Genomic DNA, 15,680 nt, shown 5'->3' with positions numbered 1-15,680 from the left:
AAAACAATTTAGATATGGAAATAATTACATCAGGACCTCCATCGAACAACGTGGAATTTGATCAGGCATACAGTTCGCTGTCGCATTGGACATGGAGCGATATACGTATCCCCCGCGAACTGAAAGAACTGATAGAAACCTGTAAGCCACGCACATCGTTGGAATTGGGGTGCGGACTCGGACGTTTTTCGCGGTTTGTAGCGAGCCGGAAAGTAGAAGCTACAGGAGTCGATTTTTCGGCCGTCGCTATCTATAAAGCAGATCAACGGGTTGCCGAAGACAAGCACAGACCCACCTATCTGGTAGGGGATGTGACCGATCTGAAAATGCTATCGGAACCGTTCGATGTCTCTTTCGATGTCGGCTGCTTTCATTGCCTGACCTCCGAAGGGCAGCAAAGCTATGTGAAAGAAGTACACAGGCTGCTGAAACCCGGAGGCACACATTTGGTTTGGGCGCTCGATCAGTCGCCGAACGATATGAAGCTGAGCCCCGAATACATTAAAAAGATATTCGGTAACGGATTCCGGTTACAGAAGTCGCAACGCAGCCGCAGGCGTGTCATATTCGTACCGTCGCACTGGTACTGGCTTGTGCGCCTGTAGTACATATTGTGCTCGCTAATAACAAACTATATAAACAGTAAAAGCAATGAAACAACATTCGGCATCAGCCAATTTCGAGAGTTTATTCAACCCGATCTCCCCCGAAGAGATATCCGATAACGTATTTACCTTAGTCGGGAAAATTTTACCGGTGATCACCGCAGGCACTCCCGAACATTACAATTCGATGACGGGCAGCGGCGGAGGTCTGGGGCTACTATTCAAAAAGCCTGTCACATGGTGTGCTATGCGGTCGGACCGTTATACGCTCGAACTGATCGAAAAAGAGCAAACCTATACCATGTCTTATTTTCCGAAGGAGTACAAAGAGCAAATACTCTTTCTGGGAAGTAAGTCGGGCAGGGAGAGTATCAAAATGGAAGAAGTGCAATTGACAAGCATACAAACCCCGTCGGGAAACGTATCTTTCGAAGAAGCCCGTTTAATAATCGAATGCCGGTTGACACAAATCACAATGCCCGATCCCGATGACTTTTATACACAAGAAGCCCGCGACTATCTGAAAGAAGCCTACAAATCGCCGAACGACTACCGCAAATATGTATTCGGGGAGATTACACATGTTTGGGAGAAAAAAGAAGTGTGAGTAAATATTAGTCAAGATATAGGTTATCAGTATATTATGTTTATTTTTACTTCCTGAGAATCGGATGAATTAAAATTAGTGCAACGTTGTCCGTGATTTTGTCAGCCTTACAGGGTATTTTGTACAGCCAAACAACTATTTTGTACATATCGTATAAGAAGGTAGTGTAAAGTTGAAGGATATAATTTACATTTGTATTAAACAAAAAGCAACCGCTGTGAAGTACCTGATATTGTCAAATAGTAACGACTTAGTACGTGTCTCTCCCGAGAGGATCGTCTATGTATCGTCCGATGGCAACTATTCGACCATGGTACTCACAACCGCCGAAGAGCATCTGTTCACGATCAATCTTGGAACGATGGAGCGTATGATCGAAGAACAGCTCGAAGCCGATGCCCGTTTGTTTATACGTCTCGGCAAAAGCCTGATTATCAATAGCAGTTATATCTATTATATCAATGTATCGCGTCAGCAATTGGTACTGTCCGATATGCGTTTCGCCGAACGTTTTACACTGTCGGCATCCAAAGAAGCGCTGAAAGCCTTGAAATCGGTTTTGGAGGACAGCTTAAATAGCAGGAGGACTGAAAAATGACTAATAAACAACATACCGATAACCAAGACGAAGTGTATTTTCTCGGTTCGCGCGACGACCGTCCCGAAATGCAGCAATCCGACCCTGATCACAATCGCCGCCGGCGTCTTGCCATATTGGGCATAGTGGCGGTAATAGTCATAGCTCTGATAGGCTTGTATTTTGTATTGAAAGAAGATGCGCCCGCATATTATTTCGAACCCGAAAACGAAAGTGTGGCTACAGTCGAAACTCAAGCTGTAGATACGGTAACAACCGTTGAACCAAAAGGTTATATCGAAGTACAGGAAGAGACGGTGAACGATGTGCCGATGTATATATATACGCCTCACAATGCGGCGTTGACACTATCGGTAGGTATACCCGACAGAGCCGATTCGACCATTATCTGCGTTATGCAGGCTGCCGATATACGCACTGATAATAAGGATATTGTAGGTGATTTTGTGCTGAACGGCAAACGCCTGTCGAGAGGAGTCGCCAAGAAAGGATTCTGTGCAGTGATCGGCGACGACATTTCGGTCGGGGTTTCGGAAGATACACCCCTGTTGCAAAAGTCGATAGACGAATCGGGATACTTTTTCCGCCAGTATCCGCTGGTAAAGAACGGCGAACTGGTCGAAAACAATCCTAAAAATAAATCGATACGCCGTGCCTTAGCCATTCGCCACGATAAGGTGGTGATGATAGAAAGCCGTAGCAGCGAGTCGTTTCACGATTTTTCGCAGGCACTGGTCGATATAGGAGTCACCGAAGCCATCTATCTGGTAGGGTCTACCGCTCACGGATGGTATCGGACTGAAGACGGGAAGCTGACCGAATACGGAACTTTTCCGGATGCCGCACTCACAAGCGTGTCGTACATAGTCTGGCGGGTAAAATAATCAATCGATAAATAAATACTAAACAGAGGCGAAGAGGTTCCGTAAAAATCTTTGCCGGAGGGCTTATTGTCTCTTTTCCTTGTGGTTTACCGGTAAGATTGTAAGATCAAAACACAATATAGACGATGAAAATAATTACTCTTTTCACACAATTATTACTACTCACGTTTACTACGATGTCGTGCAAACCTTCGGCATCAGCACCCTCGCCGGATACCTCCGATTCGTTGGAGGTAAACAGGCGGGCGTGTAACTCGGTGTACTATTGGAAAACCACCTTTTCGTTGACAGACGAAGACCGCAACTTTCTTACCGGCAACCGTATCGGGCGTATTTATATCCGGTATTTCGATGTATATCAGGATCCCGACAACTATCGCAGTCCTATACCCGAAGCCACTATCCGCTTTAAAGACACCGTGCCTGCCGGTCTGGAAGTTGTACCTACCGTATTTATAGACAATGAGTTGTTCAAGATGTTTGATATGAATGACTATGCCGGGCGTCTGGTAAATCGTATCAGGATAATGTCCGAAACCAATGATATACCAAATATCAGTGAGGTTCAGATCGATTGTGACTGGACGGCTACTACCGAAGGCGTTTACTTCCGTTTTCTGCGTAAAGTAGATACACTGTTGTTGAAAGACGGCATCAGGCTGTCGGCTACCATCCGCCTTCATCAGCTCAATATGGAAGTTCCGCCCGTACACAGGGGAGTACTTATGTGTTACAATACGGGAGCAGTGCGTCATCCCGGAGAGAGCAATTCGATACTCAGGGTGCAGGATGTGAAACCGTATGCAAGCCGTGTGGAAGGTTATAAACTGCCGATGGATATAGCTTATCCGGCATTTTCGTGGGCAGTATTGTTCAGGGAAGGGAAGTTTCAGTCGCTTCTGCGTACGGCAGACCGCAACAACCCTAACCTTAAGCTCAAAGGTAACCATGTGTACCGTGTGGAGAAAGGCTTCTATGTAGATGGGGCATACCTGGCACCGGGAGACGAAATCCGTTTCGAAGATTCTCATTTCGAAGATATTATAGGAGTGAAAAAATTGCTCGAACACCAGTTGTCCGGTTATTCGGTCATAATGTACCACCTCGATTCACGTAACCTCTCTAAATATACACAAGATGAAATTGACAGGATATATCGCCGCCGTTAGCCTCACGTTAATAAGTCTGGAAGCAATTCCGTGCGGTTCGTATAGCTACAAGCCCAGCGAGTATTACACCTTCTATACGACCGATAAGTTTTATTACATCGAGCAAAAAGATGCTCCCGACCCTAATATTACCGAATGGCAGCAATATGTATCGGGAAAAGCCACGTACGAAGATGTATACGACGTAGTGTACAAATACAGTTATGACGAAATGTCGGGAATACTGGGTTGCATATCCCGGAAAGATTCGTCGCGTAACAGCTTTGTACAAAGTCTTATAGATACCCGTGATACCGATGCCGTAGAATATCTGATGCTGGCAAAGCGGTGCGAAATAACCCGCGAGCACCGTAACGATAAGTGGTGGTACCCGAGCAAAGAAGATATGGAGTTTAACGATCTTCAACCCATTGTCGATCAGGCATTGGCTTATAAGGGAACGAAGTTTGGTTCGCGCTACATGTTACAGGCTATACGTGCAGCCTACACTATGGGCGAAGACAGTCTTTGCATCGATATATGGGACAGGTATCTGACCAAAGCACCCGAATCGGCAGTAAAGCGGATGAGTGGCGAGTACATAGGCGGTATTTACTTCAAACGGGGCGATTACGACAGGGCTATGCAGCTTTATTCGCAAGGCGATTATGTGTCTACAGGTTTCTGGTGGAGTGCCAATAAGACCGCAAAATCGGATATAGACCGTATTAAAGTGCTGTATAAATACAATCCCCGTTCGCCCGAACTTGATCTGCTTGTGCAGAACATTTGTCGTGAAGCCGAAGTCCGTGCTAACGAATATATTTTTGACGGTAGTGATTACAGCGAGGAATTTCAGAAGCAATACGGTAGAGAAGATTCTGATTGGGGATACGGTTATACTTCGTTCCGGTACAACAGGGTACGTTATATGGAATTGCGCGACTTTGCCTTAGAGGCTGCCGCCGATAAGCAGTGCGGCAACCGTGCCATGTGGCAATATGCAGCGGCTTTTCTTACCCTGCTCGATAATGATGTGAAGCTCGCAAAAGAGTATATAACCAAAGCGGAGCAATTGCCTGGTACACCTCTTGTAAAGACCAACATCAAAATACTTCATGTAATGATGGACGCCCTTACGGGATCGTATGATGCAGCCTTCGATGCCCGTATGCTGCCCCATCTCAAGTGGCTTTGCGGCTTGGTAGAGTCTAATATATCCGACAGGGTTATAAACGAATATGACGACAACTGGGTATTCGACAATTACAGCTTCTATTATTATAACGATATGCTGCGTAAACTTACCGTATCCATTATGGCACCCCGCTATATGAAGAAGGGTAGGGATACACAGGCTCTACTGACAGTAGGTATGAGCAGCGAGTACCTGCGTACCCTTATCAGGTACAGGGAAAAGCATCCGAAGGTAGGATATGGTGAGGGAAGCGAATGGAACCCCGATTTTTATACCGACGTATTCGGAATGATGGATACCGTTCGCGTCGAAAGCCTTATTAAGTACAAACAAATACTGAACAAGGGAGGAAATACTCCATCGGAACGCTTTATGGCAGCCAAATGCTATAAGAACGACGATTATTACAACGAGGTCATAGGTACTAAATATATGCGTATCCTGCGTTTCGATAAGGCTGTCGAATACCTGTCTAAGGTGAGCAAAGGATATGACCGTACGCTTAATATTTTCGAATACTTTTACGCCGACCCTTTCGGCAAGTATAAGAGCGAAAATCCTATCAGTGATTATAAACTGAGTTATGCTACACAAATGCTCGATCTCGAACGTATTATGTCCGTAGTGCGGAATAGTGATATGAAAGCCGAAGCTGCCTACAGATATGCGCTGGGTATATCTATGGCGAATGAACAATGCTGGGCATTGCTCCGTTATTACAATGGAAATAATTATAATTTCAAAAACGATAGGTATGACTTGTGGGGAGCTACATTATCGAAGTCGGTAGATAAATATGTGAAGGAGGCTACCTCGCTGACAAATAATAAATTACTGACTGATGGATGGTGCTTCAGTAACTGCGACAGGTATGCATCGTATTTTAATTAAAAAAAATAATTTACAATTTTTAACATGATATTTTTTATATATAATTGAACTATTTAGAAACATATACGTTTATATAAATACAAATCCATAGTGATTAGTGTTAATTCAAAAAGAAAGTGTTGTTTTTAAAGAAAAAAAGCCTGTGATGTGATATCACGGGCTTTCTTGCTTTTGATAAAGCTCTGATGAAGTATATATATTTGTTGATAGGTAGCATCTTCTTTTTCGATCCGCCCTTCCGCTTGGCAAAAGAGACGGATCAGAGTTTAACCACGTTCCTGCGTATTCTCGTCAGGATTAATTCTGTTCAAAGCCGCTTTTATAGCTTTAGGGCTTGCCTTTTTGATCTCTCTGTTCAAACCGGGCTTACGAGCATCTTCATATCCGGTAAACTGGCGATATTCGTTTCTGTCTAAGTCCTTCATTTCTATGAGAATTAAAATAGTTACACTATTCTAACAATGTAGGGTAGATAAAGTTCGTTTACAATAAAAAAGAAGCCAAAAAAAAATATTTTCAACTTCTTCTTTACTAATTAGCTATAAATTAAATGTAATTGAGTCTCGTTATTCAGTAAATAAATCCTTGTATCATACATGATTTAATACTAATGTAAAGTTACCAAAATACAATTGGTCTGCTTATAATCGAAATCTAATATTTTTGACAAAAGAGGCTGTAAACTAATTAGTAAAACGAAAAAAGATTAGTTTTTCAGGAAGTTTAAGGTGTCAGCCTACTTAATCAGAAACTGAAGCATGAGAGTAATATTTTTCCAGAAACTCGCCGAATTCGGGTTCGTACTTGATATTATTAAAGTCAGAATCATTTTCAAGCATCTCTCTGTCTATCGTAGTTGTTGGTTTATTATAAGATTTACTCGCCATTAGTCTGAGCCATTTCAGGCTTTCTTCTTTCCGGTTTATAAATGAATAATAGCAGGCAAGATTATATGCTGCTATCTGATTGCTCATTTCTTCTGATTTGAAAAGCAATTGTTTGATCTCTTCATTATAATCGGTAAAGTCATTTGTAAACTTCGCGAAGCGGAACAAAACACAGCCCAAGTTATTATATATTGCAGGGTATTCGCGGTCGTAACCGGCTATCAGTGAGTATATCCGGGCAGCTACCAGTTCTAATGAGGGATTATCACTCTTCAGGTTATTTATCTCGGTCAATTTAGAGTAGAGATAGTAATGGAATGAAGAATACGGTTCTTTCGATTCGGAATGTTCTATCTGGGTTTCCAGATCTTCGAGGTGCCTGTTGTATTCGTTTATCTGATCAAGAGTGAAATATTTCTCCATATCCTCTTTTAGAGAGTATTGCGGATAGCAAACATTTACACATAAAAGGAAGAGTAAGGTCAAAAGTGTATATTTTTTCATGATATCTAATTATAGATGAAGACCGGTAACAAAAAGGTTCTCCGGTAAAAATAAGTAATTAAAAATAAAAGGTTGTTCCTCCCGAGAAATTAAAATAAAAAAAGACCTCCAAATTACTTGAAAGTCTTCTTTGTGCGCGCGACGAGATTTGAACTCACACACCCGAACGGGCACTACCTTCTGAGAGTAGCGTGTCTACCAATTCCACCACGCGCGCTTATTACTCTTTAGGCATCACAAAAATACTACATATTTTGTTTTCGAAATAAGATATGAGCGAAAAAATATACGAAAAAATGTAAATTGTTCTCTTACAGATAAAAACGTACGATCTGTAAAAGACCGTACGTTTTCTCCCGTGAAAAAATTAAGAGGGTCCGAAGACCTTTTTCTCTTTATGACGATTATTTATTCGTGAACGTTTTTGACGCGTAACCTTTTCTTGAAGTTGTATTCCGAAATAAACATTGCCGACAGAATACACAATCCGCCGATAACCGTATATACGGTAATGCTTTCTTGTATAAGGAAGTAAGCCGCAATCACAGCAAATATAGGTTCGCAGAGATAAGTCAGGGCAACCTTTTCTTCCTCAATAAATTTTTGCGAAACATTTTGTATCCCATACATATAGGCAGTAGCCAGAATTCCGGTAAACAACACAGCTTTCCATACCGATGTGTCAGCAGGCAATATCAATTGTTCGGTTCCCAAAGTGCTGATTACCAATACTGCATATGCTACCGCACAGGTATACAATTGTACAATAACCATCGAGATAGTGTCGGCCTTGGTATTGTATTTGCCTACCAGCAGTACATAACAACCAAAGGCTACAGCACCTGCCAGCACATACAAATCTCCCTGATTGAACCCGTTACTGCCCGAATTCATGGCGATAATATACAGTCCGGCAAGGGCTATGCTGCACGCTATCCATATTTGGGGTTTTACCGATTTTTTGAAAATAAACATCTTGAGGATCGGAATCAGCATTACATCCATTCCCGAAATAAAGGAGGCATTAGACGATGAGGTGTATTGTAACCCTATCGTCTGCAATAGTATAGCTACGAATAGGGGTACACCTACCAACATACCGTATTTGACGGTCTGTAAGTTGATTCGTTTTAACTGATTGAAAAATAAGATGGATAATACCAGTGCGGCAAGGATAAACCTGTACAGCAGGAAAGAGTATGGGTGAACCACATTCAACCCGTCTTTAACCAAAGGGAACGATATTCCCCAGAAAGCTGTACCCATGACCAAAAGAGCCAAGTAAATTCTACTTTTCTTCATAACTCAAATAATTTAAGTTTTTACATTAAACTATTAGGGTATGTAAAAGGAAGTATTTACAAAAGGTAGCCTATATCCCCGATTCTCTTCCCTAATGTTGGGATATAAACTATAGATAACCTTATCTGAGCTGCAAAATTATATCATATTGTCGGAATTGCCAAATTTTTATTTATTCTTTTTTTCAGATTTGGCAGGTACGAGACAATCTAAGCCTAACAGCTGGGTGTTGGTTTTATCTGTAATAATCTGATTTACAATCTTGCCCGAACAGGTATTATTCGATGTCGGTATTGAATTTCCAATACTTGACGATACCATCATATATGATAGTAAACATTTGTACCGAGGGCAGATGCAGATGCCTGAATTGCGCATTAAGCGCTACCCGCCTGTTTTCGAGGTCGGCAACATCAAAGTTCCATGTCTGAATCTTGAGATAACATTCTTCGACCTTCTGCTTATCTCCGGTATGAATGGCTTCGTTGATACCTGCAACAACCTTTTTTATTTCGGAGTTCTTGTACTTATCTACAAGTTGATTGTAATCTTCGATGTACTGTTTCGATAGCTTTTCAGAGTCCATAAGGCTATATATTTTAAAGTTTGTAGTATAAAATTACGAAATTAATTTGTTCTAGCTGATAGAAAAAAGATGTTTTTCGATACTTTCCGGTAATAAAAAAGTAAACTCGAAAAGCATTAATTTTTTAATCAGGAAAAATAAGTTAGAAAAATATTATATGTTATAATAGAACAGTATGATATCTTTGTTATATATGTTTTGATGATCTTGTTTATAGATAGTTATAGGTAGAGGATTAATTTTTTAACGGGACTGATTTTAAACAAAAATGAGAGCATGATTGTTTATGTACTATAACGCTATAATAATGATAAGGCAAACCAATCAGATCATTGAAATGTATTAGGGAATTTTTGCAATAGAGCTTTCGGTAATAACGGAAGCTCTTTTTTTGTGAAATAATAAAGAACCCGATACATACCCGTTCATTTAAAAATCTGCCTGTATACCGATATCAGTATCATCATCATTAATAATATACCGAGTAGAGTCATTCCTGAAATATAAAATATATTGGCGGCTTTGTTTTTCTTCAGGAGCGATGCAATGCAGTAACCCGTCATCGAAATCACTATGCCGAAGAAAAAAAATAGTATGATGCCTATAAATACCAATATGCCCATTTCGATAATATATTTTCGGAGTATAGGAACGAAAAACCGGAAGCTCTATCTGTTTGTAACAATGTGAATTTAGTCTTTTTTGTTGAGAAAAAGGAAAGTCAGGATAAAATAATAGTAATAATAAACCCGATGAAAGTGGTTCTGAATGCCCTTTTCATTAATCTACTTTTTCTATCTTTGTAGAATGAAACTGAAGCATGGCAGAGATTATATTATAAAAACGGTATCAGACAAACGTGCCGTTAAAGCCATGTTTCTGTCCGAATACACCAATCTGTTTGGCGACCATTACAAAAATGTTTTTATCGACCAGTCTAATTTATTGCATCGTCTGAAAGATTGTACATTTGTACGTGAAGTCTGATTCGTCCGATATCGTTATATTTGTATAGTCACAATAATTAAAACAGATCCGAAACATAAATGCAGAAACTTTGGAATCCGTGGCATGGATGCCATAAACTGAGCGAAGGATGCAGGAATTGCTATGTTTACCGTGGCGATGCCAAAAGAGGGATAGACAGTTCGGTTATTACACAAACCAAGAATTTTGACCTGCCCGTACAAAAGAAGCGTAACGGCGAATACAAGATTCCTTCGGGCTCGGAAGTAGCTACGTGTTTTACCTCCGATTTTTTTGTTGAAGACGCTGATCAATGGCGTGTCGAAGCATGGCGTATGATTAAAGAGCGTCCGGATCTGAAATTCCTGATGATAACGAAACGTATCGATCGGCTGCATGTAAGCCTGCCCGATGACTGGGGCGATGGATATGACCATGTAACGATCTGTTGTACAGTCGAAAATCAGGACAGGGCTGATTACCGCCTCCCGATTTATAAAGCCAGCCCCGTAAAGCACAAGATTATTATTTGCGAACCTATATTGGAGTATATCGATCTGCAGCCCTATCTGGGATCGTGGATCGAGCAGGTCGTAGTTGGCGGAGAGTCGGGATATCAAAACCTACGGGTCTGCAATTACGACTGGGTATTAGCTATCAGAGAGCTGTGTGTGAAGCACGGAATCTCGTTCTGGTTTAAGCAAACAGGCACTCTGTTTCAGAAAGAAGGGCATATTTATACTATCAACCGCCGTTTTCAGCATTCGCAGGCGCGAAAAGCCGCAATCAACCATAAGTTATATTAAGTGTCTGATTATTATGATTGTGAAGCGTGTTGTGCGTGTGTGAGCATATCAGTCAAGACTTGACGGAAAAATAAAAAGTATTTTCCTGTGAAAAATAATTGACCTAAAATGATGAACAAATGCGGATAGAATATATCTTTGTCCGGATTTTTAAATTTTTTAAAGGAATATGAAAGCATTATTAGACAACCTAAATGGACTTTTTGCAGAATTTGCAAAAGACGCATCTCTTCAAGTAGAAAACGGAAACAAAGCAGCCGGAACCCGCGCAAGAAAATCTTCATTAGCTATCGAAAAAGCACTGAAAGAATTCCGCAAAGTATCTGTAGAAGATTCAAAAAAATAAGAAAAACGGGGGCGGTCAAATGCTCCCTTTTCTTTTTCCGCTACTTTTCCTCCGCAAACTCTCCGTTACGGGATTATCATTAATCTCTTTTTATTCTAAAGCCTTTTTCGGCAATATAAACTCCCGCCAATATAAATACAGTACCTATAAGGGCAATGTACGTGATCTGCTCATCTATCACTATTGCCGAAGTGAACAGTGTAACTAATGGTACAAGGTAAATATAGTTTGATGTCTGTACGATTCCCAGTTCTTTTACAGCCGTATTCCAGGTCACAAAGCACAGGAGAGAAGCTATCAGACCCAGAAATATAATATTGGCAGCTATTAGAGGGCTTGCCAGCAGTGAAGGAGTGAAGGTTGCCGAGTCCATGGCGAAAAACGGCAGCATTGTAAGTATACCGTAAATAAATACCTTACGGGTGATAAATAAGGTAGAATAGCGCCCGTTCACTTGTCGCAATATAATACCGTAAAAAGCCCACGAAAGAGCCGCAAGTATTGTAAGTATATCTCCCAGAGGATTGATCTGTAGTATAAAACTTCCGTTAAAAACTACGAGTGCCACACCCAGAAAAGCCGTTAAAGAACCGAACATGAGTGATGCTTTCATCCGTTCTTTCCGGTACATCAGCCACGATAATAAAGCCGTAAATATAGGAGACGTGCAGATGATGAGCGATACATTCGACGCCAGAGTAATTCCCAGAGCCGTGTTTTCGAAGATAAAATACAATGCGCCACCGCATAAGCCCGATGCAGCGAACAGCAGTTCGTCCTTCAGGTTATTGGCAAACAACTTGCGGGGACAGAAAAACCAGATGCCGATATAAGCGAGTACAAAACGGTACAGGAATATCTCGGTAGGCGAAAGCCCGCCGTTGATAAGCACTTTGGTAGAAACGAAGGTTGTACCCCAAACAATCACAGTAAAGATAGCCATCAGATGGTATCGGTAGGTACTGAATGCAGCCATAGGTTGTGTAATTAAGGACACAAAAGTACAGAGAAAAAATAGCTTATAGGTAAATTAAGTGCGATGTATTTTCTATTTATTTCAGATGAACTTTTAAACAAAGTGATATTGGATTTTTGAACAAACTTATACTTTGTCTCAGAATGTAATTTTGTATCACAGAATACAAGTAATAACATTTAAAAGAAAATAGTATGAAACTTATAGACAAAATTTACATCAACGGCGAATTCGTAAAACCCCACGGAACAGAATTATTCGATCTGATAAGCCCTTCTACCCAGCAACTACTGGGAAAAGTGACATTAGGGGACGAAACCGATACCCGAAATGCAATTGCCGCGGCAAAAGAAGCCTTTAAAAGTTTTTCGAGAACAAGTAAAGCCGAACGTATCAGTTATCTGGAAAAGATGTACGCAGCCGTGCTAAAACGCAAAAAAGAGCTGATAGATGTAATGGTAGAAGAATATGGCGGAACTGTGTTGTTTTCTACGGCATCTTTCCAAAATACGATTGATTCGATATCCGTTAATATAGAAGTCCTGAAAAATTTCAACTTCGATAAGAAAGTAGGTAATTCTACCGTTGTGCTCAATCCGGTCGGGGTTGTTGGTATCATCACACCCTGGAATGCCAGTAATGGCTTTATCTGCGGAAAGTTGTCGACAGCTATTGCGGCCGGATGTACCGCTGTTATCAAACCCAGCGAGATGAGCGCGATGCAAACTCAGCTAATCGCTGAATGTCTCGACGAAGTAGGACTACCCAAAGGTGTCTTTAATATTGTCAACGGCTTGGGTAGTGTAGTAGGTGCAGAGATAACCCGGAATGCAGATATTGCTAAAATATCTTTTACAGGTTCTACTGTTGTAGGCAAAACTATTGCCCGGGACGGAGCGGAAACGATCAAGAGAATAACTCTCGAACTGGGAGGTAAATCCGCTAATATATTGATGGAAGATGCCGATCTGCATGTTGCTATACCTCAGTCGCTGGGACTTGCATTTATGAACAGTGGGCAAGCTTGTATTGCAGCTACACGTCTCTTAGTGCCCGAATCGAGATTGGAAGAGGTGAAAACAATCATAAAAGATTCTATCTCACACATAAAAGTGGGTGATCCGAGGGACGAAACAAGCCATATCGGTCCGATGGTCAGCAAAAAGCAGTACGAGAGAGTGCAGAATTATATTAAAATAGGAATCGAAGAAGGAGCAAGCCTTTTGACCGGAGGACCCGGACACCCCGAAGGTTTGGAGAACGGAAACTTTGTGAAGCCTACGGTATTTGTGAATGTAACTAATGATATGCGTATTGCCCGCGAAGAAATATTCGGTCCGGTACTGTCTGTTATTACTTACAAAACATTGGATGAAGCTATTGAAATAGCAAACGATACTGCTTACGGATTATCGGCCTATGTACAGGGGCAGGACGAAAAGAAGGCTTACGAAATAGCTCTCCGCTTAGAATCGGGGCGTGTTGCGATAAACGGGTTCAAACACGAGCCATTAGCTCCCTTCGGAGGCGTTAAGCAGTCGGGCATAGGTAGGGAGTTTGGTGAATATGGGCTGGAAGAATATTTGGAAACCAAAACTGTTTTAATCTGAGATTGTTTATATTTGATCTTTATTCGATAATGTATGAAATTCTAAATTCTATTATGGATATATCCGATGAAAACAAGCCAAAAATTCTGCAAACCTGCTATTTTACACGTAGCAGGGAAGGGGAGCAGTTTATTCACGAACACGTGCTTGGTTTTCAGGTAACGGGTACGATGACAGTTCATGATGGGCATAAGGAATATATATCCAAAGAGGGCGATTTCCGCTTGTGCAGGAGAAACCGTTTGGCGAAGTTTGAAAAGACACCGCCCGAGAACGGAGAGTTCAAGATAATATCAATATATCTCGATCAGGAAACATTAAAAAAACTGAGTAAGGAACTTAATGTAAAAGCTACAAAATCTGTCGCGACCTCAGATACTCTGATAACGTTAAAGGAGCATCCTCTCTATAAGAGTTTTGTTGATTCTCTTTGGGTTTATTTACAATTGCCGGAGAACGAACAACAAGTTTTGATGGACACTAAAGTAAAGGAAGCCGTGCAGATAATACTGACGGTAAATCCCGAGCTGAAAGATATATTGTTCGATTTTAATGATCCCGGTAAGATTGATATTGAAGCCTTTATGATGAAAAATTTTCATTTCAATGTGCAGCTCAACCGTTTTGCTTACCTTACAGGACGAAGCCTGAGTACATTCAAACGCGACTTCGAAAAGATATTTCATACTACGCCCAGCCGTTGGCTGACACAGCAACGATTGCAGGAAGCTTATTATCAGATCAAAGAGAAGGGAAAGAAGCCTTCGGATGTTTATATCGAAGTTGGTTTCGAAGATCTGTCTCACTTTTCTTTTGCCTTCAAAAAGCAATTTGGTGTAGCGCCTTCGATGCTGGTGTAAAGAGATCCGTTTAATTGATTTAGTAAGGATATTAAATATAAAAGCGTGTAAGGCAATAACTTACACGCTTTTGTTTTGTAGTTTACAGAACTAATATTACTTAAGTTCTAATTGATATATAAAATGGAATAACTTCCAATTAATAACGATTTCTGTTATAACCACCGTTATTGTTCTCTGTTCTTGGACGTGCAACGGTTACATTGATTGTCTTTCCTTCAAAGTCTGTTTCATTTAATTCAGAAATAGCTTTTTGACCTTCTGCATCGTCAGACATTTCAACAAAACCGAAACCGCGAGATCTACCAGTCTCTCTGTCTGTAATGATTTTAGCAGAAGTTACTTCTCCATATGCTTCGAATAGTTCTTGAAAACTTTCGCTAGTTGTGCTAAAGTTTAGATTTGATACGTAAATGTTCATTTGTTTACTTAAATTTATTATTATTGATTATTGGTTATCCTTATTGGCAAGGGTGATATTTACGGCATTCATGCCTTTTTGACCACGTTCCAATTCGAATGTTACCATATTTCCTTCTGTAATGGAAGCCGGGGCACTGCTGATATGGAAAAAATATTTATCCGTACTTCCTGTATGCTTTATAAAGCCGTAACCCTTGTCCGGGTTAAAATATTCTACTCGCCCTTTCAGTATAGGATCTTCCATATCTTCCTTTTTGGGAGTAGAAATAGCTATGTCTTCGATATCCACTTTTAGTTTTTTTGCCGGATCGGGGGGCGTACTCATTATAACACCGTTCTCGTCCACATAAGCTATCATATCTTCAAAAGAATCAGTAGGATTGTTTTTTTTATCCTCTTTCCTTTGCTGTTTTTCTTTTCTCTTTTGTTGTTTGTTTTTTTCTATTTCTCTCTTGTTAAATGAGCTTGACTTCGCCATATTTA

General features: G+C 40.8%; 18 protein-coding genes and 1 tRNA gene. 11 read left to right on the top strand and 8 right to left on the bottom strand.

What is annotated here, in order from left to right; translation table 11 throughout:
- Positions 1-14 precede the first annotated feature (14 nt).
- From BUC12_RS07115 to BUC12_RS07090, 6 genes are all read left to right on the top strand, one after another.
- Complete coding sequence (locus BUC12_RS07115) at positions 15-605, top strand: class I SAM-dependent methyltransferase (RefSeq protein ID WP_062181421.1); 591 nt, start codon at positions 15-17, stop codon at positions 603-605.
- Positions 606-651: 46 nt separating this feature from the next.
- Positions 652-1,212, top strand: coding sequence for a flavin reductase (locus tag BUC12_RS07110; RefSeq protein ID WP_062181418.1), 561 nt, complete (start codon positions 652-654; stop codon positions 1,210-1,212).
- A 217-nt stretch (positions 1,213-1,429) separates the two neighbouring features.
- A complete protein-coding gene (locus tag BUC12_RS07105) occupies positions 1,430-1,810 on the top strand; it encodes a LytTR family DNA-binding domain-containing protein (RefSeq protein WP_062181415.1) in 381 nt (126 codons plus the stop codon).
- Entirely contained in the window at positions 1,807-2,694 is an 888-nt protein-coding gene (locus tag BUC12_RS07100; protein ID WP_062181412.1) for a hypothetical protein, read from the top strand. Before BUC12_RS07105 ends, BUC12_RS07100 begins: the two co-directional genes overlap by 4 nt.
- A gap of 125 nt (positions 2,695-2,819) precedes the next feature.
- Complete coding sequence (locus tag BUC12_RS07095) at positions 2,820-3,863, top strand: hypothetical protein (protein ID WP_139262021.1); 1,044 nt, start codon at positions 2,820-2,822, stop codon at positions 3,861-3,863.
- Positions 3,832-5,931, top strand: a complete 2,100-nt coding sequence (locus BUC12_RS07090) for a hypothetical protein (RefSeq protein ID WP_062181406.1) — start codon at positions 3,832-3,834, stop codon at positions 5,929-5,931. The genes BUC12_RS07095 and BUC12_RS07090 overlap by 32 nt, the downstream gene beginning before the upstream one ends.
- 266 nt (positions 5,932-6,197) lie before the next feature.
- Here the strand turns inward: BUC12_RS07090 and BUC12_RS20010 are convergent, their stop codons facing one another.
- From BUC12_RS20010 to BUC12_RS07070, 5 genes are all read right to left on the bottom strand, one after another.
- Positions 6,198-6,356 (bottom strand): hypothetical protein, encoded by a 159-nt coding sequence (locus BUC12_RS20010; RefSeq protein WP_157257541.1) that lies wholly within the window; start codon positions 6,354-6,356, stop codon positions 6,198-6,200.
- A gap of 315 nt (positions 6,357-6,671) precedes the next feature.
- The gene (locus BUC12_RS07085) at positions 6,672-7,322 is read right to left on the bottom strand and encodes a TPR end-of-group domain-containing protein (protein WP_139262020.1); all 651 of its coding nucleotides are present in this window, start codon (positions 7,320-7,322) and stop codon (positions 6,672-6,674) included.
- Between the two features lie 133 nt (positions 7,323-7,455).
- Positions 7,456-7,539: transfer RNA gene (locus BUC12_RS07080), tRNA-Leu, on the bottom strand.
- 191 nt (positions 7,540-7,730) lie between these two features.
- The gene (locus BUC12_RS07075; RefSeq protein ID WP_062181399.1) at positions 7,731-8,624 is read right to left on the bottom strand and encodes a DMT family transporter; all 894 of its coding nucleotides are present in this window, start codon (positions 8,622-8,624) and stop codon (positions 7,731-7,733) included.
- Positions 8,625-8,901: 277 nt separating this feature from the next.
- The gene (locus tag BUC12_RS07070) at positions 8,902-9,210 is read right to left on the bottom strand and encodes a hypothetical protein (RefSeq protein ID WP_062181395.1); all 309 of its coding nucleotides are present in this window, start codon (positions 9,208-9,210) and stop codon (positions 8,902-8,904) included.
- Between the two features lie 807 nt (positions 9,211-10,017).
- Here BUC12_RS07070 and BUC12_RS07065 point away from each other — a divergent pair.
- The 3 genes from BUC12_RS07065 (at position 10,018) to BUC12_RS07055 (ending at position 11,328) form a co-directional block, all read left to right on the top strand.
- On the top strand, positions 10,018-10,197 hold the full coding sequence (locus BUC12_RS07065) for a hypothetical protein (RefSeq protein WP_139262019.1): 180 nt from the start codon (positions 10,018-10,020) through the stop codon (positions 10,195-10,197).
- Between the two features lie 59 nt (positions 10,198-10,256).
- Positions 10,257-10,982, top strand: a complete 726-nt coding sequence (locus BUC12_RS07060; protein ID WP_062181389.1) for a DUF5131 family protein — start codon at positions 10,257-10,259, stop codon at positions 10,980-10,982.
- Between the two features lie 169 nt (positions 10,983-11,151).
- The gene (locus BUC12_RS07055) at positions 11,152-11,328 is read left to right on the top strand and encodes a histone H1 (RefSeq protein ID WP_062181387.1); all 177 of its coding nucleotides are present in this window, start codon (positions 11,152-11,154) and stop codon (positions 11,326-11,328) included.
- A 79-nt stretch (positions 11,329-11,407) separates the two neighbouring features.
- Here the strand turns inward: BUC12_RS07055 and BUC12_RS07050 are convergent, their stop codons facing one another.
- On the bottom strand, positions 11,408-12,304 hold the full coding sequence (locus BUC12_RS07050; protein ID WP_062181384.1) for a DMT family transporter: 897 nt from the start codon (positions 12,302-12,304) through the stop codon (positions 11,408-11,410).
- A 194-nt stretch (positions 12,305-12,498) separates the two neighbouring features.
- Here BUC12_RS07050 and BUC12_RS07045 point away from each other — a divergent pair, with 194 nt between their 5' ends.
- Together BUC12_RS07045 and BUC12_RS07040 are read left to right on the top strand one after the other, a co-directional pair.
- Entirely contained in the window at positions 12,499-13,914 is a 1,416-nt protein-coding gene (locus BUC12_RS07045) for an aldehyde dehydrogenase family protein (RefSeq protein ID WP_062181381.1), read from the top strand.
- A gap of 53 nt (positions 13,915-13,967) precedes the next feature.
- A complete protein-coding gene (locus BUC12_RS07040; protein WP_062181621.1) occupies positions 13,968-14,774 on the top strand; it encodes an AraC family transcriptional regulator in 807 nt (268 codons plus the stop codon).
- A gap of 139 nt (positions 14,775-14,913) precedes the next feature.
- Here BUC12_RS07040 and BUC12_RS07035 read toward each other — a convergent pair whose 3' ends face one another.
- Both BUC12_RS07035 and BUC12_RS20330 read right to left on the bottom strand, forming a co-directional pair.
- Positions 14,914-15,195 carry an RNA recognition motif domain-containing protein gene (locus tag BUC12_RS07035; RefSeq protein WP_062181378.1) on the bottom strand — a complete coding sequence of 94 codons (282 nt, stop codon included), beginning with the start codon at positions 15,193-15,195 and terminating at the stop codon, positions 14,914-14,916.
- Positions 15,196-15,222: 27 nt separating this feature from the next.
- A complete protein-coding gene (locus tag BUC12_RS20330) occupies positions 15,223-15,675 on the bottom strand; it encodes a cold-shock protein (RefSeq protein ID WP_062181374.1) in 453 nt (150 codons plus the stop codon).
- Positions 15,676-15,680 lie beyond the last annotated feature (5 nt).

The organism is Indolivaga macrotermitis, from assembly GCF_900128985.1.
In the GTDB taxonomy this organism is placed as follows: domain Bacteria; phylum Bacteroidota; class Bacteroidia; order Bacteroidales; family Dysgonomonadaceae; genus Dysgonomonas_A; species Dysgonomonas_A macrotermitis.
The sequence above is the reverse complement of the archived record's forward strand: the minus strand, read 5'-3'. Positions and strand labels throughout refer to the sequence as shown.

Coding starts and splice junctions, on each gene's coding strand:
- BUC12_RS07085 (WP_139262020.1), bottom strand. CDS start 7,322: ATGAAAAAATATACACTTTTGACCTTACTCTTCCTTTTATGTGTAAAT.
- BUC12_RS07065 (WP_139262019.1), top strand. CDS start 10,018: ATGAAACTGAAGCATGGCAGAGATTATATTATAAAAACGGTATCAGAC.
- BUC12_RS07075 (WP_062181399.1), bottom strand. CDS start 8,624: ATGAAGAAAAGTAGAATTTACTTGGCTCTTTTGGTCATGGGTACAGCT.
- BUC12_RS07110 (WP_062181418.1), top strand. CDS start 652: ATGAAACAACATTCGGCATCAGCCAATTTCGAGAGTTTATTCAACCCG.
- BUC12_RS07060 (WP_062181389.1), top strand. CDS start 10,257: ATGCAGAAACTTTGGAATCCGTGGCATGGATGCCATAAACTGAGCGAA.
- BUC12_RS07090 (WP_062181406.1), top strand. CDS start 3,832: ATGAAATTGACAGGATATATCGCCGCCGTTAGCCTCACGTTAATAAGT.
- BUC12_RS07040 (WP_062181621.1), top strand. CDS start 13,968: ATGGATATATCCGATGAAAACAAGCCAAAAATTCTGCAAACCTGCTAT.
- BUC12_RS07115 (WP_062181421.1), top strand. CDS start 15: ATGGAAATAATTACATCAGGACCTCCATCGAACAACGTGGAATTTGAT.
- BUC12_RS07100 (WP_062181412.1), top strand. CDS start 1,807: ATGACTAATAAACAACATACCGATAACCAAGACGAAGTGTATTTTCTC.
- BUC12_RS20010 (WP_157257541.1), bottom strand. CDS start 6,356: ATGAAGGACTTAGACAGAAACGAATATCGCCAGTTTACCGGATATGAA.
- BUC12_RS07055 (WP_062181387.1), top strand. CDS start 11,152: ATGAAAGCATTATTAGACAACCTAAATGGACTTTTTGCAGAATTTGCA.
- BUC12_RS07045 (WP_062181381.1), top strand. CDS start 12,499: ATGAAACTTATAGACAAAATTTACATCAACGGCGAATTCGTAAAACCC.
- BUC12_RS20330 (WP_062181374.1), bottom strand. CDS start 15,675: ATGGCGAAGTCAAGCTCATTTAACAAGAGAGAAATAGAAAAAAACAAA.
- BUC12_RS07095 (WP_139262021.1), top strand. CDS start 2,820: ATGAAAATAATTACTCTTTTCACACAATTATTACTACTCACGTTTACT.
- BUC12_RS07070 (WP_062181395.1), bottom strand. CDS start 9,210: ATGGACTCTGAAAAGCTATCGAAACAGTACATCGAAGATTACAATCAA.
- BUC12_RS07035 (WP_062181378.1), bottom strand. CDS start 15,195: ATGAACATTTACGTATCAAATCTAAACTTTAGCACAACTAGCGAAAGT.
- BUC12_RS07050 (WP_062181384.1), bottom strand. CDS start 12,304: ATGGCTGCATTCAGTACCTACCGATACCATCTGATGGCTATCTTTACT.